The 26,310-nt window shown below is 62.2% G+C and carries 20 protein-coding genes; 8 read left to right on the top strand and 12 right to left on the bottom strand.

From position 1 onward, the window contains the following. Positions 1–5: 5 nt before the first annotated feature. The 4 genes from KIO74_RS23230 to KIO74_RS23215 are packed head-to-tail and all read right to left on the bottom strand — an operon-like array spanning position 6 to position 6,550. A complete protein-coding gene (locus KIO74_RS23230) occupies positions 6–1,703 on the bottom strand; it encodes an ATP-binding protein (RefSeq protein WP_213337195.1) in 1,698 nt (565 codons plus the stop codon). A gap of 22 nt (positions 1,704–1,725) precedes the next feature. Beyond that, a complete protein-coding gene (locus tag KIO74_RS23225; protein WP_213337192.1) occupies positions 1,726–3,279 on the bottom strand; it encodes a SpoVR family protein in 1,554 nt (517 codons plus the stop codon). Beyond that, a complete protein-coding gene (locus KIO74_RS23220) occupies positions 3,276–4,586 on the bottom strand; it encodes a YeaH/YhbH family protein (RefSeq protein ID WP_213337189.1) in 1,311 nt (436 codons plus the stop codon). The genes KIO74_RS23225 and KIO74_RS23220 overlap by 4 nt, the downstream gene beginning before the upstream one ends. Positions 4,587–4,606: 20 nt before the next feature. Then, positions 4,607–6,550 carry a PrkA family serine protein kinase gene (locus KIO74_RS23215; protein WP_213337187.1) on the bottom strand — a complete coding sequence of 648 codons (1,944 nt, stop codon included), beginning with the start codon at positions 6,548–6,550 and terminating at the stop codon, positions 4,607–4,609. A gap of 751 nt (positions 6,551–7,301) precedes the next feature. On the opposite strand from KIO74_RS23215, the gene KIO74_RS23210 reads away from it, so the two are divergent. Genes KIO74_RS23210 through KIO74_RS23200 form a run of 3 tightly spaced genes read left to right on the top strand, consistent with a single transcriptional unit; the run spans position 7,302 to position 10,601 of the window. Continuing rightward, entirely contained in the window at positions 7,302–8,813 is a 1,512-nt protein-coding gene (locus KIO74_RS23210; protein ID WP_213339174.1) for an ABC transporter substrate-binding protein, read from the top strand. 10 nt (positions 8,814–8,823) lie between these two features. Beyond that, the gene (locus KIO74_RS23205) at positions 8,824–9,771 is read left to right on the top strand and encodes an ABC transporter permease (RefSeq protein ID WP_213337185.1); all 948 of its coding nucleotides are present in this window, start codon (positions 8,824–8,826) and stop codon (positions 9,769–9,771) included. After that, positions 9,771–10,601 (top strand): ABC transporter permease, encoded by an 831-nt coding sequence (locus KIO74_RS23200; RefSeq protein WP_213337183.1) that lies wholly within the window; start codon positions 9,771–9,773, stop codon positions 10,599–10,601. The genes KIO74_RS23205 and KIO74_RS23200 overlap by 1 nt, the downstream gene beginning before the upstream one ends. Positions 10,602–10,607: 6 nt before the next feature. Here KIO74_RS23200 and KIO74_RS23195 read toward each other — a convergent pair whose 3' ends face one another. Next, positions 10,608–11,717: an NAD(P)/FAD-dependent oxidoreductase gene (locus tag KIO74_RS23195; RefSeq protein ID WP_213337181.1), complete on the bottom strand. Its 1,110-nt coding sequence runs from the start codon at positions 11,715–11,717 to the stop codon at positions 10,608–10,610. 327 nt (positions 11,718–12,044) lie between these two features. Between KIO74_RS23195 and KIO74_RS23190 the strand changes: the two genes are divergently transcribed. After that, on the top strand, positions 12,045–13,547 hold the full coding sequence (locus KIO74_RS23190; protein WP_213337179.1) for a sensor domain-containing diguanylate cyclase: 1,503 nt from the start codon (positions 12,045–12,047) through the stop codon (positions 13,545–13,547). 47 nt (positions 13,548–13,594) lie between these two features. On the opposite strand, the gene KIO74_RS23185 is transcribed toward KIO74_RS23190, so the two are convergent. The 6 genes from KIO74_RS23185 to KIO74_RS23160 form a co-directional block, all read right to left on the bottom strand. Further along, positions 13,595–14,356, bottom strand: coding sequence for an ABC transporter permease (locus KIO74_RS23185; protein WP_213337176.1), 762 nt, complete (start codon positions 14,354–14,356; stop codon positions 13,595–13,597). Continuing rightward, entirely contained in the window at positions 14,353–15,279 is a 927-nt protein-coding gene (locus KIO74_RS23180) for an ABC transporter ATP-binding protein (RefSeq protein ID WP_213337173.1), read from the bottom strand. The genes KIO74_RS23185 and KIO74_RS23180 overlap by 4 nt, the downstream gene beginning before the upstream one ends. 301 nt (positions 15,280–15,580) lie before the next feature. Further along, positions 15,581–18,004 carry an endopeptidase La gene (gene lon / locus KIO74_RS23175; RefSeq protein ID WP_249731446.1) on the bottom strand — a complete coding sequence of 808 codons (2,424 nt, stop codon included), beginning with the start codon at positions 18,002–18,004 and terminating at the stop codon, positions 15,581–15,583. 12 nt (positions 18,005–18,016) lie between these two features. After that, the gene (locus KIO74_RS23170) at positions 18,017–18,430 is read right to left on the bottom strand and encodes an Hsp20/alpha crystallin family protein (RefSeq protein WP_213337169.1); all 414 of its coding nucleotides are present in this window, start codon (positions 18,428–18,430) and stop codon (positions 18,017–18,019) included. A gap of 330 nt (positions 18,431–18,760) precedes the next feature. Continuing rightward, complete coding sequence (locus KIO74_RS23165) at positions 18,761–19,648, bottom strand: aldose 1-epimerase family protein (RefSeq protein ID WP_213337166.1); 888 nt, start codon at positions 19,646–19,648, stop codon at positions 18,761–18,763. Between the two features lie 134 nt (positions 19,649–19,782). Next, on the bottom strand, positions 19,783–20,820 hold the full coding sequence (locus KIO74_RS23160) for a LacI family DNA-binding transcriptional regulator (RefSeq protein ID WP_249731553.1): 1,038 nt from the start codon (positions 20,818–20,820) through the stop codon (positions 19,783–19,785). Between the two features lie 237 nt (positions 20,821–21,057). Between KIO74_RS23160 and KIO74_RS23155 the strand changes: the two genes are divergently transcribed. From KIO74_RS23155 to KIO74_RS23140, 4 genes are read left to right on the top strand one after another with little or no spacing between them, the layout of a single operon-like run. Next, a complete protein-coding gene (locus KIO74_RS23155; protein ID WP_213337160.1) occupies positions 21,058–22,191 on the top strand; it encodes a mandelate racemase/muconate lactonizing enzyme family protein in 1,134 nt (377 codons plus the stop codon). A 27-nt stretch (positions 22,192–22,218) separates the two neighbouring features. Next, on the top strand, positions 22,219–23,502 hold the full coding sequence (locus tag KIO74_RS23150) for an ABC transporter substrate-binding protein (protein ID WP_213337157.1): 1,284 nt from the start codon (positions 22,219–22,221) through the stop codon (positions 23,500–23,502). Next, positions 23,499–24,449 carry a carbohydrate ABC transporter permease gene (locus tag KIO74_RS23145; RefSeq protein WP_213337154.1) on the top strand — a complete coding sequence of 317 codons (951 nt, stop codon included), beginning with the start codon at positions 23,499–23,501 and terminating at the stop codon, positions 24,447–24,449. Before KIO74_RS23150 ends, KIO74_RS23145 begins: the two co-directional genes overlap by 4 nt. Next, positions 24,446–25,282, top strand: coding sequence for a carbohydrate ABC transporter permease (locus KIO74_RS23140; RefSeq protein ID WP_213337151.1), 837 nt, complete (start codon positions 24,446–24,448; stop codon positions 25,280–25,282). Before KIO74_RS23145 ends, KIO74_RS23140 begins: the two co-directional genes overlap by 4 nt. A 24-nt stretch (positions 25,283–25,306) precedes the next feature. On the opposite strand, the gene KIO74_RS23135 is transcribed toward KIO74_RS23140, so the two are convergent. After that, a complete protein-coding gene (locus KIO74_RS23135) occupies positions 25,307–26,173 on the bottom strand; it encodes a GntR family transcriptional regulator (RefSeq protein ID WP_213337148.1) in 867 nt (288 codons plus the stop codon). Positions 26,174–26,310: the final 137 nt, after the last annotated feature.

Here is a 26,310-nt window from a genome sequence, read left to right as displayed (position 1 = left end):
CTCTCCTACCTTGCCGTATCGCGTGCGGGAGCGGCGACATTCTTTTTCAACGTGAGTTCGTTATGCCCATCGTGTCGGCGATAGTCGACATCGTCCATCACCGTATGGACAAAATGCATGCCGAGTCCGCCGATATCGCGGTCCTCAAGCGCCGCGTCGATGTCGGGGTTCGGCGGAACGGAAGGGTCGAACGCCACGCCGTCGTCCACGATCGTAATAACGAGAACGTTTGTCTCGAATGAGAGGGTGACGTCTATGGTGTGGGCGGCCTGATCCTTGAAACCGTAGCTGATCGTATTGGTCAGCAGCTCGTCGAGCGCGAGATTGACCGCATAGGCGGTATCCTCGCCAAGACCGGCCACGTTGCAGAAGATATCGATCTCCTCCGCCAGTCGGCTGATTTCGCTGAGATCATTCTTGACCGTGAGGTCGAGGCGAGGGGCGGGAGGGCGCTTCATGGTGGACTGGGGCTCATCAGACGCAACAGCGGCTGCGTTGAGATCAACGAGGCGGTAGACTGCTTCTTTGCCGAAATGCTTGGGCAGGTCGATCTGGCCGATGTAGTCGGCCCGATAGCGCGGCGCGTAGGTCGCGCCCGCCTCCCGCGCCGTGTAGTTGCGCGCGTCCATCTCGGCCCGCAGCAGCGCCACGAAATATCGCGAGGCATATATCTGACCGGGGAGCGCCACCGGCTCAATCCGCGCGGCACGGTTGACGTGGTGGCCATAGATCATGCCATGGCCGGTCAAGGGATGAAGGCCGACGAAGACGGGACCGGCGTGCAATGCGATACGGAAGCGCGGCCGCGCCGACAGTCCGTAGGCTGCGGGGTCGACCTCAAGCACACTCGCGGCGAGCGCGGCCGCGTAGTCGGCCAGGTCATGGGCGGTTTCGGCGGCCGCGTGTATGCCGTCTCCCCAGGCATTGATGAGGATCGGCGCCTTGGCGCTGCTCTCGATCGTCTGTTGCGCCTCGGCCAGGAAGTCCCAGAGCAGCGGCAGCTGGTCATCCTGGAACGTCTTCGTAAAAGTGGCGATATCGGCGAACATGATGGCGCGGATAGCACGTGGACTGGTGCCGAAGATCATGTCCACGTCAATATCGGTGGCTTTTCCCGCCTCGTGATCTGTGGCCACGCCGGATGCGCTGGCAAGTGCGTCCAGATCGATGACGGTAAGGCGCTCGTCATCCGGCCAGTTGACCATGAAATCGGTCGGACTGCCCGGCTCGGCCGGAGTGCGGAGATTGCAGACAATGACGAGGTGGGTCTCAGCCTTCACCCGGTCCGCCTCAAGCCGCGCCAGTCCCTGCAGGATCTGGTTGTTGAAGCGCACCAGGGTTTCATCCCCAAGGAGCCGTTCCTCGCAGCTGATCTCGATGCGGGAAGCGCGCGCGCGCAGGGCGTCGAAGCGTGCCACCCAGGCCTCGCCGGCCGGCGCGACATACTGAGCGATGAAATCGCCGATCTCGCAGGGAAGGACGATGTTGAGCTGGCCACCAAGGGCCAGAACCTCCTCGCCGAACACGATGTCCGCGCCGGCTGTGGCCGAGCAGTAGCCGGTGAAGTGGGGAAAGGCCGATAACCAGCTGCGCAAGGCAGCACGAACGGCGGGAACGAGGTCCTCGGGGAACGCGCCACGAAGCCCGCCCGTATCGACTGGCTGCCCGGCGCAGATGACAATATTGGCAGGGGCAGCAGTCATCGTCGCGAGATCCCGAACGCCTCTACGCCGCGATGGCAGGCGTTGCCCTCGCGACATGTTCCTTTAGCACCTTTCCGGTCGCTGGATCGACCTCGCGCAGAATAACATTGTAACCCCACAAGCTGGCAAGATTCTGCAGCACCTGGGTGGTGTCGCCCTCGGTCAGGAGGATGCCGTTGATCACCTCATGCTGCAGGATGAGATGACGGTCGCCCGCCAGATCCACGTCAACGACCTGGATATCGGCCTGCTGCCACGCGATGTCATACTGGCGCGCCAGCGCCCGGCGGATACGGCGGTATCCGCGTTCGTCATGGATGGCCGCAATCTCGAGGGCATTCTTGCTGGCGTCGTCGGCCACATGGAAAATGCGCCATTCGCGGATCAGACGCGGGCTCAGGAACTGCGCGATGAAGCTCTCGTCGCGGTAATTCGCCCAGATATGCTTGAGGACATTGTCGGCATCGCCCTTTCCCGCGATATCCGGAAACCATTCCCTGTCCTCGTCGCTTGGATCGTTACAGATCCGCGCGATGTCCTCCATCATGGCAAATCCCAGCGCATAGGGGTTGATGCCGTTGTAGTAGGGCGTGTCGAATGTCGGCTGCGCCACCACATTGGTGTGCGACTGCAGGAACTCGAGGAAGGCCCCGTCGTTGATCGAGCCTTGTTTATGAAGGCGCGTCATGATGCGGTAGTGACAATAGGTTGCGCAGCCCTCGTTCATCACCTTCGTCTGCGACTGCGGATAGAAATACTGGGCAACATGCCTGACGATGCGCAGGATCTCACGCTGCCACGGCGCGAGTTTGGGCGCTGTCTTCTCCAGGAAATAAAGAATATTCTCTTCCGGCAGTTCCAGCAGCGCGCGGCGCCTGTCCTCGCTCTGGCGCGAGGCTTGTTGCGTCCCTGTCGGCACGGTGCGCCACAGATCGTTGTAGAGGCGCTCCTGATAGGCGTGGCGCTCCGCTTCCCGCTGCTCCTCGGCCTTCAGGTCCAGGCGCTGTCGCCGGGGATAGCGATGGACCCCTTGGTTCATCAGCGAATGGGCCGCATCGATGAGTTGTTCGACCGCCGCCTGGCCATAGCGCTCCTCGCAAGCCGCGACATAACCCTTGGCAAATTCGAGATAGTCGCGAATGCCTTCGGCGTCCGTCCATTGCCGGAACAGATAGTTATTCTTGAAAAAGTGGTTATGGCCAAATGCGGCATGGGCGATGACGAGGGTCTGCATCATCGCCGTATTTTCCTCCATCACATAGCTGATGCAGGGATTGGAGTTGATGACGAGCTCATAGGCGAGCCCCCGCATGCCCTTGCGATAGACGAGTTCGTGATGGGCGAACTGCTTCCCGAAGGACCAGTGCTTGTAGAGCTGCGGCATGCCCGTGGAGGAATAGGCATCCAGCATCTGCTCCGTCGTGATGACTTCGATCTGGTTGGGATAGGTATCGAGCCCGAGCTCGTCGCGCGCCGCCTGCTCCACCGTTTCATAGATGCGGCGAATCGTGTCGAAATCCCAATCCGCGCCGGAAAACAGCAGGGGATGCGTGTGGCTCGGCCGGTCAGACTTCATGCTGCACCGCCGCGGACATTGGTACCCCTCCGCCTGAACAGCTCACGGAATACGGGGTAGATCTCCCGTCGATGCCAGACCTTGCGCATCACGAAATGCCCCTCCGGCATCGCGATCGTCTCATAAGTCCGCCAGAGATCGCTTGGTCGGGGAGCCGTGCCCGTTGGCATCGGGTCCTCCTCGCGTCCGACCTCGAGATAGGCGAAATACTGACAGGCCGGCAGGATCTGGTCGTGCAGCAGGCCCGCGGCCTTGGCGCTGTCGCTGCCCATATTGTCACCATCCGAGGCCTGGGCGACGTAGATGTTCCAGTCTGCCGGATTGTAGCGCTGACGCATGATGATCAGCATCTCTTCCAGCGCCGTTGAAACGATCGTGCCGCCGGTCTCGGTGGAATAGAAGAAGGTCTGCTCGTCGACCTCTTCCGCCCGGTCGGTATGGCGGATGAAGACGATATCGACATGGTTGTAGCAGCGCGTGAGGAAGAGATGCAGCAGCGCGAAGAACCGCTTTGCCAGATCTTTCATATGTTCGCTCATGGAGCCCGAGACGTCCATCAGACAAAACATGACAGCTTGCGCGACTGGTTTCGGATTGGCCTCATACCGACGGTAGCGCAGATCGATCGGGTCGATATAGGAGATCCGGCGATTGCGCCGCATCAGACGCTCACGCTCCTCCCGCAGAACGACGAGCTCGGTTTCAGACGCACCTTCGCGCTCAAGCCGCTCGATCTCACTGTCAAGCTTGAGGATTTCCGCGGCGCTTGGACGGCGCAACGCCAGACGGCGCGCCAGCGACAATCGCATGGTGCGTGCTATGGCAAGGCTGGCGGGAGAGCCTGTCGTCGAGTAACCGGCGCGCTGGATCTCTTTGGCCTCGGTGTCCATGAGGCGCCGCTTGGCGAGATCAGGCAATTCGAGATCATCAAGGAAGAGATCGAGATATTCCTCTTTCGTCAGGACGAAACGGAACTCATCCTCCCCATCCCCTCCCTGGCCAGGCTGGGAGCCCGACCCACCGCCCCCGCCATTGGGACGCGGGATGGTGTCGCCCTCGAGATATTCCTTGTTGCCCGGGAGCACATGGTCTCTTTGGCCACCGCTTGAAGCACGCCGCAGGGTGGGCTCATGCACACCCTGCCGCATGATTCCTATCTCACCGCCCTGATCCAGGTCCTTGATGCTGCGGCTCTTGAAATTATCGCGCACGGCACGCTGAACCAGCGCTTTCGCGCGTCGCAAAAAACGCTGGCGATTGGCAAAGCTCTTGCCACCGGGATTGAGGCGTCGATCAATGATATACACAGATGAGTCATCCGAACTGGTCAGCCCGCCTGCTTAACTCTCATATACCACTCCACCAACCGCCGGACCTGTCGTTCGGTGTAGCCCCGTGACTTCATGCGTTCGACGAATTCGCCGTGCTTCTTCTCCGCCTCGCTGTCCTTCTTGGTGCCGAAACTGATCACCGGCAAGAGATCCTCGACCTGGCTGAACATGCGCCGCTCGATAACCTCGCGGATTTTCTCGTAGCTCGTCCAGGACGGGTTGTGCCCACCATGGCTTGCCCGCATGCGTAAGGCAAACTTAACGACCTCGTTCCGGAAGTCCTTCGGATTGGCAATTCCTGCCGGCTTCTCAATCTTGGTCAGTTCCTGATTGACAAGCTCGCGATTGAGCAGTTGCCCGGTGTCGGGATCCTTGAAGTCCTGATCTTCGATCCAGGCATCCGCATAGGCTACATAGCGATCGAACAGATTTTGACCGTAGTCATGGTAGGATTCAAGATAAGCCTTTTGAATCTCATGACCAATGAATTCGGCGTAACGTGGCGCCAGCTCGGCCTTCAGGAATTCGAGATATCGCTTCTCGATCTCGCCGGGAAGCTGCTCCTGACGCACCATCTGTTCGAGGACATACATCAGATGGACGGGATCAGCAGAAATCTCCGTTGTATCGTGGTTAAATGCGGCGGCGAGCGCCTTGAACGCGAAGCGCGTCGAAACGCCGTCCATGCCTTCGTCCACACCGGCCGCATCCTTGTATTCCTGCAGACTGCGGGCACGGGGATCGACCTCGCGCAGGCTCTCGCCGTCATAGACACGCATCTTGGAGAACAGGTTGGAATTCTCATGTTCCCTGAGGCGTGACAGGACCGAAAACCGCGCGAGAAGCTCCAGCGTTCCAGGCGCGCAGGCCGCGGCCGTCAGCTCGGAGCTGCGGACAAGCTTCTCGTAGATCTGCCGTTCCTCGTTGACGCGAAGGCAATAAGGAACCTTGATCACGTAAATACGGTCGATAAAGGCCTCATTATTTTTGTTGTTCTTGAAATTCTGCCATTCTGACTCGTTGGAATGCGCCATGATGACCCCGTTGAAGGGGATCGCGCCAATATTCTCCGTGCCGACGTAGTTACCCTCCTGGGTCGCCGTCAGCAGGGGATGAAGCATCTTGATGGGTGCCTTGAACATCTCGACGAATTCGAGAAGCCCCTGATTGGCGCGGTTCAGGCCTCCGGAATAGCTGTAGGCATCCGGATCGTTCTGCGACAGGGTCTCCAGCTTGCGGATGTCGACCTTGCCGACGAGCGAGGATATGTCCTGGTTATTCTCGTCACCCGGTTCGGTCTTGGCGATACCTTCCTGCCTCAGGCGCGAGGGCATGATGCGCACCACGCGGAAGCGTGAGATATCACCCCCGAACTCATCCAGGCGCTTGCGGCACCACGGGCTGACCAGGCCCGTCAGGCGGCGGCGTGGAATCCCATATTCGTCCTCGAGCACTGGACCCATTTCGGCGCCAAACAAGCCAAGCGGGCTCTCGAAAACAGGACTGATCTCGTCGCCTGCCTTGAGGACGTAGATCGGGTGCACTTCCATGAGTGCCTTCAGCCGCTCCGCCAGGGACGACTTGCCGCCACCGACCGGACCGAGCAGATAGAGAATTTGCTTGCGCTCCTCGAGCCCCTGCGCGGCGTGCCGGAAGAAGGATACGATCCGCTCGATCGTCTCCTCCATGCCGTAGAACTCCGCGAAGCTCTTATAGGCCCGGATCGTGCGGTTCATGAAGATGCGGCCTAATCGCGGATCCTTCGAGGTATCCACGATTTCGGGCTCTCCGATCGCCGCAAGCAAACGCTCCGGTGCGCTTGCGTAAAGCATGGGATCGCTGCGACATCCCTTAAGATAGTCCGCCAAGGACATCTCAGTCTGCCGCCGGGCCTCGAAGGCCCTCGTGTAGCTTGTGAAGAGGTCGTCGCTCGGGAGCATTGTGTACCTTTGCCCTAACGAAGCATTATAACCCTAAAGCGTGCCGTTGCAGAGAGTTTACGTGCTCGACTTAATAAACGCTGTTACGGACGCTCACTTAACAGCAGGATCGCCTACATCGCGCAAATGTGCCAGCCTGTATTCGATCACAATGCTGCATGCGCACACATCGTATCGGAAACTTCCGCTTATAGAACTGGTGTTTTCGATGCCACACTACAAGCGATGACGAGCGAATTGTTGCCTGGGCGCGTCAGCGTGTAGCACCCAGTGCGGGCTTTAGCGTCAACATCCGCATTTTTCGCGGACGCCAAATGCGAATCGTTTAGCGCTATTCACACTATAATTCTCAATGGCTTCTTTCGCCAGCAGCCCCTCGCAAAAGGCTATTAGCCGATAGGTTAGCCTTCCGATGCGCATCATCGATGCACTTGCCTCTTCCGTTGGCATGCGCCGGTCGCGAGCGATGGCCCTGCTTTAGCCGAAGGTTCGGGGCGCCCAAGATCATTGTTGTCGCGCGTTGCCTGTGCCATGCACTATCGTGCGGCGGCTGTTCGCGATTGCAGCAACCGTGGCCGCATATGTCATCACGAAGCCTGGGTGCTGTTTTTAGGCACGGACAGTGGAGATAGGCATGGGGTTTGCGAGGGGAGGGGGGCACGCGACAGCTCGCGGGCTGGTGTGGATCTCCGGATGCGTTGGCAGTACTGGCCTTCGTGTAGGTGGCCTTTTTCGCGCGCGCGCAATCGGCATGGGCCGGGTGTTCGTCTGCGGTCGTCTGGTGTCGCTGGCGGCCTTGGCGCTCGCCTGGTGTTTCGTCCTCGGCCCCGCGGCCTTTGCGGCGCGTAGCGACGTGGTGGTGGGCATGGCGATCGAGCCTCAGGGCCTTGACCCCACGGCAGCGGCGCCGGTGGCGATCGGCCAGGTGACCTGGCAGAATATCTACCAGGGCCTCGTGCGAATCGACCGCGACGGCAAGGTCCAACCTCAACTCGCCGAACGTTGGACTGTGTCGGACGATGGCCGGACCTACACCTTTGCGCTGCGTGAGGGTGTCAAGTTCCATAACGGCGAGGCTTTCGATGCCTCGACCGCGAAATTCGCGCTGGACCGCGCGCGCGGGGCTAACTCCACGAACCCGCAGAAGCAGTTTTTCAGTGTGATCGACACCGTCACGGCGCAAGATCCCGCGACACTCGTCGTCACGCTCAAGGAGCCGGCGGGCAACCTGCTCTATTGGTTGGGCTGGCCAGCATCCGTGATGGTCGAGCCGAAGTCGGCACAGGTCAACCGAACCGAGCCAGTCGGTACCGGGCCCTTCAAGTTTGCACGTTGGGCCAAGGGTGACAGGATCGTACTGGAACGCAACCCCAACTACTGGAACACCGCCCAGCCGGTGCGGATCCAGCGAGCCACTTTTCGGTTCATCGGTGATCCCCAAGCCCAGGCCGCCGCGTTGCGGGCAGGGGATGTCGACGCTTTTCCCGAGTTTGGCGCCCCCGAACTCTACGGCAATTTTCAGAAGGATGCGCGCTTCACCACCCTCGTCGGCAACACCGAGCTCAAGGTGGTGGCCGGCATGAACAATCAGCGCAAGCCGTTCGACGACAAGAGGGTGCGCCAGGCCCTGATGCTCGCCATCGATCGTCCTTTGCTGATCGAGGGGGCTTGGTCGGGGCTGGGACAGGCGATCGGCAGCCACTATACGCCTAACGATCCTGGCTTCATCGACCTCACTGGCGTCTATCCCGCGGACAAGGCCAAGGCCCGCCGCCTCTTGAGCGAGGCCGGCTATCCCAACGGCTTCAGCTTCACCATCAAAGTGCCGCAGATGAGCTACGCGACACGCTCGGCTGAGGTGCTTCAGGCGATGTTGGCGGAAATCGGTGTAACGATGACCATCGTGCCGACCGAATTTCCGGCAAAATGGGTCAGCGAGGTGATGACCGGGCACGACTTCGACATGACCATCGTGGCGCATGCCGAACCCATGGATATCAGTATCTACGCGCGGCCGGACTACTATTTCGGGTATCGTAACGCGGCCTTCAACGACACCATCCGCCGCGCCGAGCAGACGACGGATCAGGAAGGCCGCCTCAAGCTTTATGGCGAGGCGCAGACGATGCTCGCCGAGGACGTGCCGGCCCTGTTCCTCTTCGTCATGCCCAAGCTTGGCATCTGGGACAGGAAACTGAAGGGCCTTTGGGCCAACGAGCCGATCCCGTCGAACGACCTCACCGAGGTGGTTTGGGAGGATTGATGGTGGCGCGATGATCGCTCTCATCGCCCGACGCGCGGCGGGGCTGGTGCTGACGCTGGCGCTCGTCTCACTGTTGGTTTTCGTGGTGACGGATGTGCTGCCGGGAGATCCCGCGGCCATCATGCTCGGCACATCCGCCCGACCGGATACCCTGGCGGCGCTGCGCCTGGAGCTTGGTCTCGACCAGCCGGCAACTGTCCGCTACCTCGCCTGGATTGGCGGCGTACTGACCGGTAGCTTCGGCACATCGATCACCTATGGTGTGCCGGTCGCGGGCCTGGTCGCCGAGCGTCTGGCCGTGACCTTGCCGCTTGCTGTTCTCTCCATCGTTATCGCCATGGTGCTGGCCTTGCCGCTGGGCATCCTGGCCGGGGCGCGACGCGACGAGCCGCTCGACTACGGCGCCATGGCCTTCGCGCAGACGGCGATGACATTGCCGAATTTCTGGATCGGGCTCATCCTGATCCTGGTTTTCTCCACGTGGCTCGGCTGGTTTCCGGCCGGCGGCTTTCCAGGATGGAGTGTGGGCGTCGCCGCCGCTCTCAAGGCGCTGCTGCTCCCCGCCTTCGCGCTCGCCTTGCCGCAGGCGGGCATCCTCACACGGGTTGCCCGCACCGCGATCGTGGAACTCAGCGGGGACGACTTCGTCCGCGCGGCCCGCGCCAAGGGATTGTCGCAGCGCGTGATCCTCTGGCGGCACATGGTGCCCAACGCGCTCGTGCCCATCGTCACGATTCTCGGTCTGCAATTCACCTTTCTCATCGCCGGCGCCGTGCTGGTGGAGAACGTCTTCAGCCTGCCCGGCCTCGGGCGCCTGGCCTTTCAGGCGGTGGCGCAGCGCGACCTCGTCGTCCTGCAGTCGGTCATCCTCCTGTTCGCCGCGTTCGTCATCATCGTAAATTTCCTCGTCGACCTCTGCTATCTCCTGCTCGATCCCCGCCTTCGGGACGCGCGCTGATGGGCAGACAACGGGCGCGGCTGCGACACGTGAAGTTCGCTCTCGGCGCGCTGATCACAACGCTTTTTGCCGCGGTGGCCATCCTCTCCCTGGCCTGGACGCCCGCACCGCCCGCGCGCATGAACATTCTGTCGAAGCTCAAGCCGCCGCTCACATCGGGTTTGCTGGGCACGGATCACTTCGGGCGGGACGTCGCTTCCCTCCTTATGGCAGGCGCGTGGAACTCGCTGTCGATCGCCATGGTGGCCGTCGCGTTCGGGGCAAGCGCGGGTGTCCTGACGGGCCTGGTGGCAGCCCGGCAACGCGGCCTGGCCGGTTCCGTGCTGATGCGCGCCTGCGATGTCATTTTCGCCTTTCCGCCGGTGCTCTCCGCGATGGTGCTCGGAGTGCTTATGGGCGCCGGCGCCACCAGCGCCATCGTCGCCATCGCGGTGTTCATGGTGCCGGTCTTCGCGCGGCTCACGCGCGGCGTGGCCATGCAGGTCGGGGCGCTTGACTATGTGCTGGTGGCCCGGAGCATCGGCCGCGACGAGGCCGGGATCATGGCCGCGCACGTCCTGCCCAACATCGCCGGGCAGATCGTGGTGCAGGTCATGATTCAGCTCGGGTTCGCCATCCTCACGGAGGCGGGCCTCAGCTTCCTCGGTCTCGGCCTCGCGCCTCCGGCGCCCACCTGGGGACGCATGCTGGCGGAGGCGCAGACCTATCTGGAGGTCGCGCCCTGGCTGGCACTCGTCCCCGGGCTCGCCATCGCGACGGCTGTGCTGGGGTTCAGTCTGCTCGGCGATGGCCTGCGCGACATCCTCGACCCCCGCGACAAGACGTCATAGGGGCCGTCAGGCGTAGTGTCCGACAAGACCCGCGACATGGTCCGCGATCGCGAGTGAGGAGGTCAGGCCCGGCGACTCGATGCCGAATAGATTCACGAGGCCGGCAACCCCGTGGGTCTCGGGACCCTCGATGCGAAAATCCTGGGTGCCAGCGCTTGCTGGCGCGATCTTCGGTCGGATACCGGAATAATCGGGCTGGAGCACGCCATCGGGGAGCTCAGGCCAATAGCGTCGGATTGCGCCGTAGAACGAGGCCGCGCGTGCGGGATCCACGGCGTAGTCCACCTGGTCGATCCATTCCACGTCCGGTCCAAAACGGGCACGGCCCGCGAGATCCAACGTGAGATGCGTGCCGAGCCCGCCCGCAACCGGAACGGGATAGATCAGATGCGAGAACGGCGCGCGGGTGCTGAGGCCGAAGTAGTTACCCTTGGCGAAGTAGGCTTGTGGCACCCTGTCCCCGGGCACGCCGGCGATGGCACGTGCGACGGCGGGGGCATGGAGCCCGGCTGCGTTGATTACGGTGCGGGCGCGTAGCGACGTGTCGCTCCCGTCGTCGATCGTCAGGTCAACGCCGCCGTCGATCACGCGTCCGGCCCTCACGCGGCAATGAAAGGCGAAGTTCGCGCCGGCGTTTTCCGCGTCCCCTTGCAGCGACAGCATATAGGCGTGGCTGTCGATGATGCCAGTAGTCGGCGAGAGAAGCGCCGCCGTGCAGTGAAGCGCTGGTTCGAGCGCGCGGGCGTCTGTGGCCGGAAGGAAACGCAGGCCCTCCACGCCGTTGCCCTCGGCATGGGCGGCGATGCCGGCCAGCCGCTCGCGTTCAGCCTCGTCTGTCGCGACGATCAGCTTGCCGCAGGCCTTGTGCGGAACGCTCCGCTCGCCGCAATAGGCGTAGAGGGCCCGTCGTCCCTCCACGCAGAGCCGCGCCATCAGGCTGCCATGGGGGTAATAGATGCCGGCGTGGATGACCTCGCTGTTGCGGGCGGAGGTTTCCGTGCCGATGGATCCCGCAGCCTCCAGAACAAGAACCTCCCTCCCCGCGAGCGCCAGCCGGCGCGAGATGGCAAGCCCGACCACACCGGCGCCAATAACGGCGACATCAACCTCTTCCACGCGCTAGCCTTCCTGCTTCTGCGATCGCGCCGCGACTCTGCACAGATTTCTAGTGGCACAAACAGCCCCGACGGCGCGATCGGGTTTAACGCTCCACCCATCGCCATCGCATAATCTCCTCCGAACCTTGAGGGATTTTTGCCAAAATCAGTGCGTTCGCGTCCAGTTTCGCCGATCCATACGATCTGGCGGCCGCCGTGGACGAGAAAAATTATGGTTAACGAAGGCTTGCCGAGGGATGGAGCTTGCTGGCAAAAGAGACCAATCTTATCAGTATTTGCGTGGGTAGCCTTGTAGGAGGCTGCCGTTACCAGGGTATGGTATCCGATGCACCAACCTGAGGCCCTGTGTTCCGGCGCTCCAGGCGCGGGAAATGACGACAGCCAGATGTTCGAGCTTGCGCCCGTCTCGCTGTGGCTCGAGGACTATAGTGGGCTCCGGCGCATTTTTGATACATGGCGGGAGGCGGGTGTCACGGATCTCCGCTCCTATCTTCTGGCCGATCCCGACCGGGTGAAGCAGTGTTCCGGCTCGTTTCGCATCGTCAAGGTCAATCATAAGACACTGTCTCTTTTCGAGGCGCGTGATGTGGGGCATCTCGTCGAGAACCTCGGCCTGGTCTTCCGCGACGACATGTTGACGACTCATGTCGACGAACTGGTCACGATGTGGGAGGGGAAAACACGCTTTTCGAGCAACACGGTGAACTACACGCTGTCCGGCAAGCGGCTCGATATCCAGCTCAACGGGGTCATCCTGCCGGGTTACGAGAACAGCTGGGAGCGTGTCCTTGTTTCCATTGAGGATGTTTCTGAACGCGAACAGGCGCGGCGTCGCATTCTCGTTGCCGAGGAATATGCCCGGGGCTTGTTCGAGCATTCGCCGGTCTCGTTGTGGGTTGAGGATTTTTCCAGCATCAAGCATCTGATTGATGAGGTCCGGGACCGCGGCATCATCGATTTTCGTGTCTTCATCGATGTCCATCCGGAGTTCATTTCGCGGTGCATGAGCGAAATTCGCGTCCTGGACGTCAACCAGCATACGCTTGAGCTGTTCCGTGCACCGGACAAGGCGACGCTGTTGCTGCGATTGGCCGATGTCTTCCGCGACGGGATGGAGCATCATTTCAAGGAACAACTGATCGACCTTTGGAACGACCAGCTTTTCCAGCAGCGCGAAGTCGTGAACTACGATCTGGATGGCCGTGAGCTGACCCTGCTGATGCAATTCTCCGTCTTGCCGGGGCACGAGAAGGATTGGTCGCTCGTTCAGATAGCCCTTACCGATATCAGCGCCCGCAAGAAGGCGGAGGCCTATCTCGAATATCTTGGCAAGCACGACGTGCTGACCAAGCTCTACAACCGGTCCTTCTTTGTGGAGGAGTTGAACAGGCTCGAACGGCGCGGCCCGCGGCCGGTGACGATCCTCATGGCCGATCTCAATGGCTTGAAGCGGGTGAACGACCAGCTCGGCCACGCGGCGGGCGATGGGCTGTTGCGCCGCGCGGGTGAGGTGCTCGGCAAGCTCGTTGAAAAGCCGCACCATGTCGCTCGCATCGGCGGCGACGAGTTCGCCGTGCTCATGCCGGGAGTCGAGCAGGAGGAAGGTGAGGCCGTGATGCTGGAGCTTGAGAAGCTGGTCGATCTCAACAACCAGTTCTATTCCGGCCTGCCGCTCACGCTCTCGATCGGCGTCGCCACCAGCCAGGCGGAGGAGAGGCTGGAGGCTGTCGTCAGCCGCGCGGACATGCTCATGCTCAAGGCCAAGCGTGCCTATTATGCCAACGCGCAGAACGATCGTCGTCGCGGCCGTTCCGGCATGGGACGCTGAGCAGGTCCGTTGCGGACGGAGTTGTTTTCTCCGGCGTGATGGCCCGGTCAGCTCTTCAAGCGGTACCCGGTCTTGAAGATCCAGGTGACGACGCCGAGGCACAGCAGGAGAAAGACGACGATCATGCCGAGGCTGATCCCCACGCCGACATCCGACACGCCGAAGAAGCTCCAGCGGAAGCCGCTGACGAGATAGACGACCGGGTTGAACAGCGCCACCGTTTGCCAGAAGGGCGGCAGCATGTTGATGGAATAGAAGCTGCCGCCGAGAAAGGTGAGCGGAGTGACGACAAGAAGCGGCACGAGCTGCAGCTTCTCGAAACCGTCGGCCCAGATGCCGATGATGAAGCCGAGCAGGCTGAAGGTGATCGCGGTCAGGATGAGGAATAGCACCATCCAGACCGGATGTTCCACCCTGAGCGGCACGAAGAGATAAGCCGTCGCGAGAATGATCAATCCGAGGATGACGGATTTGGTCGCGGCCGCGCCGACATAGCTGACGACGATTTCCAGCGGCGAGACCGGCGCGGACAGAAGCTCGTAGATGGTGCCGGTGAATTTCGGGAAATAGATGGCGAAGGAAGCGTTTGAGACGCTCTGTGTCAGCAGCGACAGCATGATGAGGCCTGGCACGATGAAAGCGCCGTAGCTCACACCATCGATTTCCCGCATGTGGCTGCCGATGGCCGCGCCGAAGACGATGAAATAGAGCGATGTCGAAATGACTGGAGCGATGATGCTCTGCAGCAACGTCCGCCAGGCGCGAGCCATTTCAAACTTATAGATTGAGCCAATGGCATAGTAGTTCATGCGCCGTTCCTTACGAGACTGACGAAAATCTCTTCGAGAGAGCTTTGAGTCGTCTGCAAATCCTTGAAGGCGACATCCGCGCGGCTGAGCGCGCTCAGGAGATCGGTAATGCCGGTCCGTTCGCCTTGAGTGTCATAGGTATAGACAAGCTCGTGACCATCCGCCGCGAGCTCAAGTCCGTAGGCCTCCAGTCCTGGCGGAATATGATCCAGCTTTTTCTGAAGCAGGATGGTCAATCTTTTCTGTCCAAGTTTGCGCATCAACTCATGCTTGTCTTCCACGAGAATGATGCGCCCCTTGTCGATGACGCCGATGCGATCGGCCATCTCCTCCGCTTCCTCGATATAGTGCGTGGTGAGGATGATAGTGACGCCGTTGTCGCGGAGCGTCCGCACCACATCCCACATGTCGCGGCGAAGTTCGACATCGACACCGGCGGTCGGTTCGTCGAGGAAAAGGATCTGCGGCTCGTGCGACAGCGCCTTGGCGATCATCACACGGCGCTTCATGCCACCGGACAGCGTCCGGATGGGGCTGTTGCGCTTGTCCCACAGGGAGAGGTCGCGCAGGATCTTCTCGATATAGGGCGGATTGGCTGATTTGCCGAAGAGCCCGCGGCTGAAGCTCACGGTTGCCCACACCGTCTCGAAGGCGTCGGTGGTCAGTTCCTGAGGAACGAGGCCTATCTTGGAGCGGGCGGCCCGAAACTCCACCGTGATATCGTGGCCATCCGCCAGGATCGTGCCCTCACTCGGGCTGACGATGCCGCAGATGATACTGATCAGGGTGGTCTTGCCAGCGCCATTAGGGCCGAGCAGGGCAAAGATCTCGCCCTTGTTGATCACGAGATCGATGCCCTTCAGGGCTTGAAACCCCGAGCCATAGACCTTGGACAATTGGGAAATGGAAATGATGGGCTGCATCGTGGAGACTTTGGAGCTGGAAGGCCAGGACCTCGCCTGAGCAGGGCAGGACATAAACCCACAGCCCCACGGCGCTGATTCTAGCTCTGGAAAATCGGAGCCGGACCGTACTCGCCAAGTCTGGCCGACGCCAGCCGCCGGTTGGCAGATTTTACGTCTAATTTGGTAAAATAGGCCGATTTAGTGTCACGCTGTGCGCCACAGCACGTGCAATGATTGCCTCTGGCATTCGTTCAGAAAGGCGCCGATCGCCCGTCTGAACGCGGGCGATCGGTATATATGGCTCGTCGAAATGGCACCTTTATTGCGCGGGAGCGGCTTCCTTGCTCTCCGTCGCGGGTTCGAGGGCCTGGGCTATCGCGTCATCCACACGCTCCAGCCAGACGAACTCGAGGCGTTTGCGGGCATCCTCCGGAATGTCCTCGAAATCGCGGCGATTGCGGGCGGGCAGGAGTACCCGTGTGAGACCGGCGCGAGCCGCGGCCACCACCTTTTCCTTGATGCCACCGACGGGCAGAACGAGGCCGCGCAGACTGATCTCACCGGTCATGGCCGTGTCGCTGCGCACCGTTCGCCCGGTCAGCACCGAGACCAGCGCCGTGAACATCGCGACGCCGGCGCTCGGCCCATCCTTGGGTGTGGCGCCTGCCGGGACATGGATATGGATGTCATTGCGCTCGAACAGCGCTGGATCGACACCAAAGTCCCTGGCCTTGCTCTTCACCAGGCTGAGGGCTGCCTGGGCGCTCTCGCGCATCACTTCTCCCAGCTGGCCGGTGAGGATGAGCCGTCCGCCGCCGGGCGTGCGCGTCGCCTCGATGAACAGGATGTCACCGCCGACGGGGGTCCAGGCGAGGCCGGTCGCGACGCCGGGCACGCTGACGCGCATCGCGACTTCATCCTCGAAGCGCGGTGGTCCGAGGAGATCATCGAGTTGAGCCACGCCGATATGGGTGTGGCTGGCGCTGCCTTCGGCGATGCCGACGGCGATATGCCGGAGTGCTCTCCCGACCTCACGCTCGAGGTTTCGCACGCCAGCCTCGCGCGTATAGCTGCGGATGATCGCCATCAGTGCATCGTCCGCGATATCCACCTGATCGGCTTTGAGGCCGTTGGCTTCCAATTGCCGACGCACGAGATAGCGTTTGGCGATCTCCAGCTTCTCGCTGTCGGTGTAGCCGGACAGGGTGATGATCTCCATGCGGTCGCGGAGCGGCCCGGGGATCGTGTCGAGCATATTGGCGGTCGCAATGAACACGACGCGCGACAGATCGAAAGGCACGCCGAGATAGTTGTCACGGAACGTGCCGTTCTGCTCGGGATCCAGCACCTCCAGCATGGCCGCGAAGGGGTCGCCATGCACGCCCGAGCCCATCTTGTCGATTTCGTCGAGCATCAGCACGCAATCGCGCGAGCCCGCCTTGCGGATAGCCTGGATGATGTTGCCGGGCAGGGCGCCGACATAGGTGCGGCGATGGCCGCGGATCTCCGCCTCGTCATGGACGCCGCCAAGGCTGACGCGTCCGAACTGGCGTCCCATCGCCCGGGCGATGGACTGGCCGAGAGAGGTCTTGCCGACGCCGGGCGGGCCCGCGAAGCAGAGGATGGGTGCCTTGCCTTGCGGCGCGAGCTTGCGCACCGCGAGGTATTCGACAATGCGCGTCTTGATTTTGTCGAGGCCGAAGTGATCCTCGTCGAGGATCCGCCGCGCCTGGGCAATGTCGATCGGCTTTTCCTCGGGCAGGGCCCAGGGCAGTTCGATCAGCCAATCGAGATAAGTCCGTATCATGCCGTATTCGGCGGAGGCATCGGGCATGCGCTCCAGCCTGCGCAATTCCTTGCGCGCGGCCTGGTCGACGTCCGGCGGCATCTTGGCTTTTGTGATAGCCTCCGTGAGTTCGGCGACCTCCTGCGCCTTGCCATCGCCTTCGCCGAGTTCGCGCTGGATGGCCGCCATCTGCTCGCGCAGCAGCACTTCCCGCTGGCGCTCGTCGAGGGAGGCCTTGGTTTGCCGACCGATCTCCTGGGAGAGCCGCAGCACCTCGATCCGCTTGGCGAGGACTTTCGCGACCTTGTCCATGCGGGCGTGGAGGTCCACGGTCTCAAGGATATCCTGCTTGTCGCTCGGAGAGATATCGATATAGGCCGCGATCAGATCCGTGAGCGCGGACGCCGATGTGGCGCCCTGCACGGCAGCAAGCAGTTCCTGGGGCGCCTGCGGCAGGAGCTGAAGGGCTTCCGTTGCCTGCCCCTGCAGATGCAGGAAGCGCGCCTCGATGTCGGAGCTGTTGCCTTCCGGCTCCTCGATGCGACGAACGCGGGCCGCGAGATACGGCGTTTCCTTGATGAACTCTTCCACGTAGAAGCGGCCATCACCCTGGCAGATCAGGTGATGCGAGCCATCGGGGGCTGTCACGAAGCGCAGAATGTTGGCGATCACACCCATGCGATGAAGGCCGAGCGGTGACGGTTCGGCTTCGGGATCGCGCTGCATCAGCACGCCGATCTGGCGGCCTTCACGCACCGCTTGCTGGGCCGCTGCGACAGACGTCGGCCGGCCCACGACGATGGGCATGACGACGCCGGGGAACAGAACAAAGTTGCGCACGGGCACGATCAGCAGCGCGTCCTGCGGAAGTTCGCTCGGTCGCGGGGCTGTGGCGGTATCGGCGCTCTGGGCTCCGCCGGCATCGGCGGCAAAAAGGGGCAGGTTCTTGAACATCATGGCGGGCCCTGATCAGACAAGCTTACGCAGCACGACGAGGAGGCAGCCGTTGATCACGGACGGTCTGCCGACCTCATAACGGCCCGTTGGTAGCTGGAGTTGTCGTTCGAACCGGCCCTGCGGCAGTTCGAGGCGATGAATGGTCGCTGTTCTCAGCTCCGGGGGCAGGATACGCCCTCCCGCTATGATGAGAACTCCGTTCGCGATGGAAACCTGGATATGGTCGGGGTCGACGCCGGGCAGCGCCGCCAGCACCCGCAGCTCTTGGTCCGTCTCGAAGACATCGACGGGGGGTTCCCACTGGGGAGTTGCCGCGCGGCCGGAGCCGGCGGCGGGGCGAAACAGATCCCGATGCATGCGCTCGGCCCGTGCCAGCATTTCAACGGCATCGGACCACATCCAGGCCTTCAGGTCCCGGTTCTTCATCACTCGGTCTCCGCAACACGTGTTCGCCACGACGATAGATAAGATGCGATCATGCTTTCTGCCAATTGCCAATGACGACCATTGGTTGTCTTGGATGGCGATTTGGTCGACGAGTTGGCCGACGACTTGGGCAGGCTTGCCATGATGCACGCTGTGTATAGTGTTGTGCTATCGGGTTTGCCGCGTCCGTACCACGGCGGGGCAAAGCTGAAAGAGGAGAGGGGAGCGCGACCTTGCACCCGCAGGACACAGACGTGCTCCCGCACCCCGGCCCGCTCGTCCCCGTCCTCTCCGCGGCGGTTTTGCCCGCGCGATTACGCCCATCCGGCTCTAGCCATCCGCGCGGACGGTCATAGCGACGACGATGGATTCGCCAGGGGGAATGTTCGCGAGGCCGGGTTTCCGGCTGAAGTCGTCCTTGAAGCCAGCCGGGTCCGGCCTGCCATGCCAAGGCTCGATGCAGAGGAATTCCGCGCCCGGCTTCATCCATACCATGACGTCGGGGCAATTCTCGTAGGCGACCGTGAGCGCAAGCTTGCCGTCAGGCGATCCGAAGCGAACCTCAGAGCTCCTTGGCGCGACGAGAAAGAGGCCGCCGCCCACGAAGAGGTCATCATTGAGGGCGAGATGGCCGTTCGGCAGGTCGACGACCGTGCTCTCATCGGTGAAGAAGCCCTGCGCGGGCCGCTTGGTCGTGATGCGGCGATCGTCAGCGAAGGCGATGGTGTAGGACGATTTCGGCACCCCGGGCTCCAGCGGCCAGCGGAAACCGGGATGGAAGCCAAAGCTCGCGGGCAGCGTCTGGCTGCCGGGGTTGGAAATCGTCGCGGCCATGCGCAGCCCGGCAGCGTCCAGGCTGTAGTCCAGCCTCAGGCCGAAGGCGAAGGGATAGTGCTCGCGGGTCGATGATGTCGCTTCGAGGGTCAGGCTGCAGCGGTCCGGCCCTCTTTGTGTCACCGTAAAGAGCGAGCGCTTGGCGAACCCGTGCGGGGGCATCGGATAGGCGCGTCCGCCTACCCGGATCTCGCCGCCGGTGACGAGGCCGATCGTCGGAAACAGGACAGGCGCGCGTTCGGCCCAGCTGTTGGTGTCTCCAGGCCAGAGGAGTGGCCGGCCGTCATGATCAAGGCTCATCAGTTCCGCGCCGGCGGGATTGACGCTGGCGCTATAGCCATGGCTTGCGATGTGAACGAGCGACGGTGATTGGGCTGCGGGCATGGTCCACCATGTGGGTACGGGGTCCGGTCTCGCCGGGCGGGGAATTTAGATCCCAAAGCGCCAAGCGTCGAGGCTCAAAGCGTCGAGGCTCGAAGCGTTGAGGCTTGGCGCGTTCGTTCTCCCTCGCGGCATCCTCACGACCGGGTCTGGACGCGCGGCGCGCCAACGGAGCTTCGGAGTTCGAGCGTCGCCGGAAGCTGCACGTGCCGCCGTGGCTTGGGAGGGGCATGCGGCTGACGGCTGTCTTCCAGCCGCTCCATCAGAAGGTTCCAGGTGGTCTCCGCTATAGCGATGCTGGGATGGCGGATAATCGCAAGCGGCGGCGTCATGACATCGGCCCAGACCGGCTCGTCGAAGGCGACCAGCGAGACATCGTCCGGGCATATGATTCCCGCCTCCCTGAACGCACGCAGGACCCAGAGGGTGATGATGCTGTTGCTGGCGATGACGGCGGTAGGCGCATCAGGCCCCCGCAGGGCGGCGACGAGCCGAGGCCCGAAGGCGACCTCGTCCTCACCACTGACGAGGACGGTCGTCCGCGTCGCCTCGACCGCGGCTCGCCCGGCCGCCTCGAAGGCGGCGATGCGCTGCTGGGTGGTGACAAGGTCCGGATAGCGCGCGGTGTAGAGGATGTGGCGATGCCCCCGGGCGATGAGGCCGGCAACCGTCGCCATCATCGCCTCGCTGTTGTTCATCGTGACATAGTCAAAGCGGTCATCGGGCCAGAGGCGGTCAACCATGACGGCCGGGACACGCGAGCGCTCGATCAGATCGAACGTCCGCCGCGGCGACTGGCTGGGAACGATGATAAGGCCCGCTATGCGATGGGAGAGCAGCGTCTCGACGCGGCGGTATTCCATGTCCGGGTCGTGCCGGCTCAAGATCTGAACCATCTCGTAACCGCAGGTGAAGGCGATGTCCTCCAGGGCGTCGATCAGGCTCGTGAAATAGGCACTCGCGGCATGCGGCACACACAGCCCGATGACGCGCGAGCTCTGACTCTTCAGGCTCTGCGCCAGGCTGTTACGGAGGTAGCCGAGCTGCGCGATGGCTTCGAGCACCCGTTCACGCTTGTCGGCGCTGACGACCTGCGGATCGTTCAGGACATTGGACACGGTGCCCGTCGACACGCCCGCGTGGCGGGCGACATCATGCATGGTCGGTTTACGCATCACGTTCAAGAAAGGCCCTCGGTTGATCAGGCGCACCAGGCAGGCGGCGTCCCGCCGTTCATCGATTGTCCGCCGCAAGCGCGACGAGCAAACACGATTGTGGCGTGCATTGTCACTCTGCCGGTGTCCACACGTTTGATGCTGGATGACGAATTTCGCTTGAAGACCATCTCGATTTCAATTTATCTTTGGAACGTTCCAATCACAAGCCGCACGAACCGGGAAGACCATCGCCAAATGAAAGTAACGGGAGTTGAAACGTTCAAATTCTGGGTCGACTGGTGCAATTGGCTGTTCGTCCGCATCACGACCGATGAGGGGCTGACGGGCTGGGGCGAGGCTTCGCTGCATGGGCCGATCGAATCTGTGGAAACGGCCATACGGGAGATGGCGCCGCATCTCATCGGCCAGGATCCGGCGGGGCCGGAGCAGCATTGGCATCGCTTGTACAATGCCTGGCGTTGGCGCGGCGGGGCCACGTTGACGAGCGCTTTGAGCGGCATCGACATCGCCCTGTGGGACCTTGAAGGCAAGCGGCTCGGCGTGCCGGTGCACCGACTTCTCGGCGGCGCTCACCGCAAGCGCCTGCGTGTCTATGCGAGCCACTGGCTGTCGGGCGTACGCACGCCGGAAGCCGCCTTCGAGGGCGCGCGCGAGGCGGTGCGCCGTGGCTTCACCGGTTTCAAATGCTGCCTCATCAGCTACGACGGCTTGCGCGCCAACGAAGCGAGGGAGCTGCGCCTCGCCCGCGAGATGATGGCGGCGGCGCGCGAGGGCGCGGGACCGGATGTCGACATCTTCCACGAATGCAGCGAGTTCCTGTCACCACGCACGGCGGTGATGCTGGACGAGGCCTTGTCGCCCTACAGGCCCGGCTGGTTCGAGGAGCCCATCCCCTTCGAGAACGCCAAGGTCATGGCGCGCCTCCAGCGCGATATCAGGACGCCGATCGCGACGGGCGAGCGTCTGCTGTCACGCTATGAATTCCGGGAGTTGCTGGAGGAGGGCGGTTGTAAGATCGTTCAGCCGGACATCATGCACGGCGGCGGGTTCACGGAGTTGCGGCGCATAGCGGCGATGGCGGATACCTACTATGTGCCGGTCGCCCCGCATAATCCGGGCGGGCCGATCTGCACCGTTGCCTCCATGCATCTCGCGGCCAGCATTCCGAACTTTTACATCCTTGAGCAGATGGAGCCGCAACGCGCCATTCGCGACGCGGTCAGCCGCCCGGCCATCCAGTTCGAGGATGGTCATTTCATCCTGCCCGAGGGGCCGGGGCTCGGCCTCGAGCCGGATATCGAGGCGCTCAAGGACCACGCCTTCAGGCCCCAGCCGCTCGGCGAGCGCCCGGGTTCGTTGTTTCGCTAATAATCGAGAATTGAGGGAGGACATCTGATGTTGAAATCGACGCGCCGTAAACTTCTGTCCGGCATCGCGGGCGGGCTTGCATGGCTCGGCGCCACCGGTGCCATCGCGCAGACGGCGGACAAGCCGATCGTGCTGCAATGGCAGACCGCCAATCTGACGGAGAAGCAGTTCGAGCCGGTCTGGAAGGAGATGGTCGCCGCCTTCGAGGCAGCCAATCCCGGCATCAAGATCGACCCCGTTCTCGTCGCGCGCAAGGATCACTGGACGAAGTTCGTGACGGCCTCGCAGGCGCGTCGCGCGCCATGCCTCGTCTCGGTCGATCTGACCACCGCCGCCTACAACGGCTATCTGATGCCGCTCGACAAGTTCTGGGACGCCGAGCCGGAGGCCTGGCGCAAGGCCTGGAGCGACGAGGTGATGAAGGCCGCGCGCTGGCAAGGCAAGCTCTACGGCGTGCCGATCTGGGGTGGCATCTATGCCGAAATCTACAATGAGGATCTCGTCAAGGCCGCCGGTCTCGATCCCGCGAAGCCCCCGGTGAGTTGGGCCGATTATAGGACCTGGGCGAAGGCCCTGACCAAGGATGGTCAATGGGCGACCGCCATCCTCGGCGGCAAGACTGACACGACGACGCGGGTGCTGCTGAGCTGGATCTATTCTAACGGCGGCGAAGTCTTCAACGCCGACATGACCGAGGCGACCTTCGCCAAGAACCCGAAGAGCCTGGAGGCGATCAAGGCTTATCTCGGGCTTGCGCGCGACGGTTTCGCCGCGCCGGCGCCGACCACGACGAACTATCTCGAACAGACGGTCATGTTCGCGCAGAACAAGATCGCCACGATGCGCAACGCCAACTGGGCGATTGCCAAAGCCGAGGAAGATAACCCCGCGCTCAAGGGCAAGCTGATCGTCGCGCCCGCGCCGCATCAGATCCCGAATGCGCCGACACTCAAGACGGTGACATCCACGAGCATCGCGGCGGATTGCGCGAGCCCGGAAGCCGCTTGGAAGTTCATCAAGTTCGAGGCCGATGCGAAATGGTCGATCAAGCGCGCCAAGGTCGCGAACTGGATGCCCATTCGCAGCGATCTCGCCAATGAACCGGAGATCAAGAGCGATCCGATGCTCCTGACCTTCCTCAAGATCGGCGAGAATGCGAAGCCCTATCCGCTGCCGCTGCCCATTTGGGCGGATATCGCGGCCGGCGACATCGTTGACGCCGTCCAGAAGGCCCTGCTCGCGCCGGACACGCTCGAGACGGTTTTCAAGGACCTTGATGCCAAGATCAACCGTAAGCTGAAAGACCAATGACGGCGGTATCAGACAGCCTCTCCCGGCCGGCGCTCCCCCAGCGCCGCCGGGGCCACACGGCCCGGCCCGGCCTCGAAAGCGAGCGTTGGCACGGGTACCTCTTCATCGCGCCTGCTTTCATCTTCCTGTGCGCGGTGATCGTCCTCCCGCTCATCAAGGCGTTCTGGACCAGCCTGGAGCGCACGCGCGGGCTGAACACGATGTTTGTCGGCTTCGACAACTACGTGCGCGTGCTCGAAAGCGAGGCGTTCTGGAATTCGCTGTGGGTTTCGCTGTCCTTCACCGCCCTCTGCGTGGCGATGCACATGGCGATCGGGCTGGGGCTCGCGATGCTGCTCAATCGCGTCGCCCATGCGCGCGCGGTGCTGCGCGTTGCCTTCCTCACGCCCTGGATGGTCGCACCGGCGATCGGCTCGACGATCTGGCTCTGGCTGCTGGAGCCGCAATTCGGTGTCGTGAATTATCTGTTCTCCGCCGTGGGGCTGATCGACAGCTACAAGGCCTGGCTCGGCGAGCCAAGCCTTGCTTTCGGCTCCATCGTGGCGGTCGATGTCTGGCGCGGCGTGCCTTTCGTGATGCTCCTCCTTCTGGCCGGTTTGCAGACCATCCCGGTGGAACAATATGAGGCGGCCAGCATCGACGGTGCATCTCCCCTGCAACAGTTCCGCTATATAACCTTGCCGAACCTGAAGTATTTCATCGTGGTCGCATCGACGCTCGACATCATCAATACCATCCGCATGTTCGATATCATCGCGGTGATGACGGGCGGTGGCCCTGTCGGCGCCACAGAGGTCCTGCCGGCGTTGCTCTACAACACCGCCTTCCGTGCCAATCACTTCGGCGAGGCGGCGGCGATCGGCGTGCTTTTGCTCATCCTCGTGCTGGCCTTCTCCGTGCTCTATGTCGGGCTCACACGCACCCATGCGCAGGAGGGTTCACGATGAATCGTGTTGTGCTGACACCTGCCGATCTCCTGCGCTGGGTGCTCATTCTGGCAGCGCTGGCGGTGACGCTCTTTCCGTTCTATTGGATGGTCAATACCTCGCTGAAGCCTGGACCCGAAGTCTTCCAGTCGCCGCCGACCTTCTTCTCGTCGAACTGGTCGTTCGAGGCGTATCGCGTGGTCTTCGAGACAAGGCCCATTGGCCGCTATCTTCTCAACAGCCTGGTTGTGTCGGTCGGCGCGACGGCATTGTCCGTCGTGCTCTCGGCGCTGGCTGCCTATGGCTTCACGCGCTTCTTCGTGCGCGGGGCCGCCGCATTCGTGCTCTTCCTGCTGTTCACGAAGATGCTGCCGGAGACGCTCTTGATCATCCCCTATTTCCAGATCATGGCGTCACTTGGCCTTGTCGATACCTATCTTGCGCTGATCCTGGCCTATTCATCGTTTGCCTTGCCGTTCTCGGTATGGATGCTGATAGGGTTCTTCCGGACAATCCCGCGCGACATCGACGAGGCGGCGATCATCGATGGCGCCTCACGTCTGCAGACCTTCTTCAAGGTCATCCTGCCGCTGGCGCGTCCCGGCCTCGTTGCCGTCGCGCTGTTCACCTTCATCATCGCCTGGAATTCCTACGTCTGGGCGCTGGTGCTGACGACGGACGCCAATATGTTCGTGGTGTCGGTGGGCATCGCCAATCTTGTCGGCGAATACCGCGTGCAATGGAACGAGCTGATGGCCGCTTCGGTCATCGCGGCGCTGCCGGTAATGGTCCTCTACGGTTTCCTCAACCGGCATCTCGTCAGCGCGATCACGGCGGGCGCGGTCAAGGCTTGAGCCCATTGCGCCGCTCGGTTTCCGTCAATCGGCGGATCCCCCGCGCTTGCCCGAGGGATCCATTTCGATTTCAAAGGGCACGCTCCTCTTGGGCATGCTGTCGCTCTCCGCGCCGCTGGCAAGGCGCCACACCGCCTTTTGTGCGGGTCCGTCTATTTCGAGATCGAGCTCGATTTCGTAGCGATCCGGCCGGAAAAGTGCCTGGAGATAGGAGATGGGCTGGCCCGACGCATCGCGCGACACGCGCATCATGCAGAGCAAAGGCGCGCCCATCTCGACGCCGAGATGCTTGGCGGAAAATGGATCGGCCGATCGCGCGTTGATACGCTGACGCGCTGTGGCCGAGGGATAACCCGCCTGCGAAAACAGGGTGATCAGCGGTGCGCTGAGAAAGCTCTCGCGCGTGAAGTCCCGCGCTACCCGCTCATGGATATACGTGGTCAAAAGCCCGACGGGCCGGCGCTTGTAAGTCCGGAAGCGAATTGCCTTGTGCACGGTGGCGCCTGGCTCAACCTCGAGCAGGCTGGCGACGTTCGGCGGAGCATTGACGAACTCGAATTCGAGCAGTGTGGTCGTGGTCTCCCGCCACATCTCGGATAGATTCATTGTGAAGCTGCGAGGCTGGCTCCCGGGCGGTAGCTTTGCCTTGGTGAACGTGCCGACGCCCTGGCGCGTCTTGATATAGCCCTCGCTCTTGAGGAGCTCCAACGCCTTGCGGACCGTGATCCTGGATGTCGCGAAGCGCTCTGCCAGCGCACTCTCGCTCGGCATCAGCTCCTTGTGTGGATAGAGGCCCTCGCAAATCTCCTCGCGCAGCACCTGGTAGACCCGCCAGTAGATGGGAAGCGGGGACGTCGCTGCGTCCGATGAATCAATCCACAGGTCTCTCAAAAGGGTGGCCCCTACTTCCATTGCTTCTAACGCGGCGAACCGGCGCCTGGCCTCCAGCCAACACCGATGTCGCTCTTTCTCTATAGCACGGCGAAAAGCGTAAGCCTACGAGATGTATACTTGTTGACTTGTCTATA

It is taken from the genome of Chelatococcus sp. HY11 (assembly GCF_018398335.1).
Taxonomy (GTDB): Bacteria; Pseudomonadota; Alphaproteobacteria; order Rhizobiales; family Beijerinckiaceae; genus Chelatococcus.
The sequence above is the reverse complement of the archived record's forward strand: the minus strand, read 5'-3'. Positions and strand labels throughout refer to the sequence as shown.

Coding starts and splice junctions, on each gene's coding strand:
- KIO74_RS23230 (WP_213337195.1), bottom strand. CDS start 1,703: ATGACTGCTGCCCCTGCCAATATTGTCATCTGCGCCGGGCAGCCAGTC.
- KIO74_RS23225 (WP_213337192.1), bottom strand. CDS start 3,279: ATGAAGTCTGACCGGCCGAGCCACACGCATCCCCTGCTGTTTTCCGGC.
- KIO74_RS23215 (WP_213337187.1), bottom strand. CDS start 6,550: ATGCTCCCGAGCGACGACCTCTTCACAAGCTACACGAGGGCCTTCGAG.
- KIO74_RS23210 (WP_213339174.1), top strand. CDS start 7,302: ATGGGCCGGGTGTTCGTCTGCGGTCGTCTGGTGTCGCTGGCGGCCTTG.
- KIO74_RS23205 (WP_213337185.1), top strand. CDS start 8,824: ATGATCGCTCTCATCGCCCGACGCGCGGCGGGGCTGGTGCTGACGCTG.
- KIO74_RS23200 (WP_213337183.1), top strand. CDS start 9,771: ATGGGCAGACAACGGGCGCGGCTGCGACACGTGAAGTTCGCTCTCGGC.
- KIO74_RS23190 (WP_213337179.1), top strand. CDS start 12,045: ATGCACCAACCTGAGGCCCTGTGTTCCGGCGCTCCAGGCGCGGGAAAT.
- KIO74_RS23185 (WP_213337176.1), bottom strand. CDS start 14,356: ATGAACTACTATGCCATTGGCTCAATCTATAAGTTTGAAATGGCTCGC.
- KIO74_RS23180 (WP_213337173.1), bottom strand. CDS start 15,279: ATGCAGCCCATCATTTCCATTTCCCAATTGTCCAAGGTCTATGGCTCG.
- lon (WP_249731446.1), bottom strand. CDS start 18,004: ATGATGTTCAAGAACCTGCCCCTTTTTGCCGCCGATGCCGGCGGAGCC.
- KIO74_RS23170 (WP_213337169.1), bottom strand. CDS start 18,430: ATGAAGAACCGGGACCTGAAGGCCTGGATGTGGTCCGATGCCGTTGAA.
- KIO74_RS23165 (WP_213337166.1), bottom strand. CDS start 19,648: ATGCCCGCAGCCCAATCACCGTCGCTCGTTCACATCGCAAGCCATGGC.
- KIO74_RS23160 (WP_249731553.1), bottom strand. CDS start 20,820: ATGCGTAAACCGACCATGCATGATGTCGCCCGCCACGCGGGCGTGTCG.
- KIO74_RS23155 (WP_213337160.1), top strand. CDS start 21,058: ATGAAAGTAACGGGAGTTGAAACGTTCAAATTCTGGGTCGACTGGTGC.
- KIO74_RS23150 (WP_213337157.1), top strand. CDS start 22,219: ATGTTGAAATCGACGCGCCGTAAACTTCTGTCCGGCATCGCGGGCGGG.
- KIO74_RS23145 (WP_213337154.1), top strand. CDS start 23,499: ATGACGGCGGTATCAGACAGCCTCTCCCGGCCGGCGCTCCCCCAGCGC.
- KIO74_RS23140 (WP_213337151.1), top strand. CDS start 24,446: ATGAATCGTGTTGTGCTGACACCTGCCGATCTCCTGCGCTGGGTGCTC.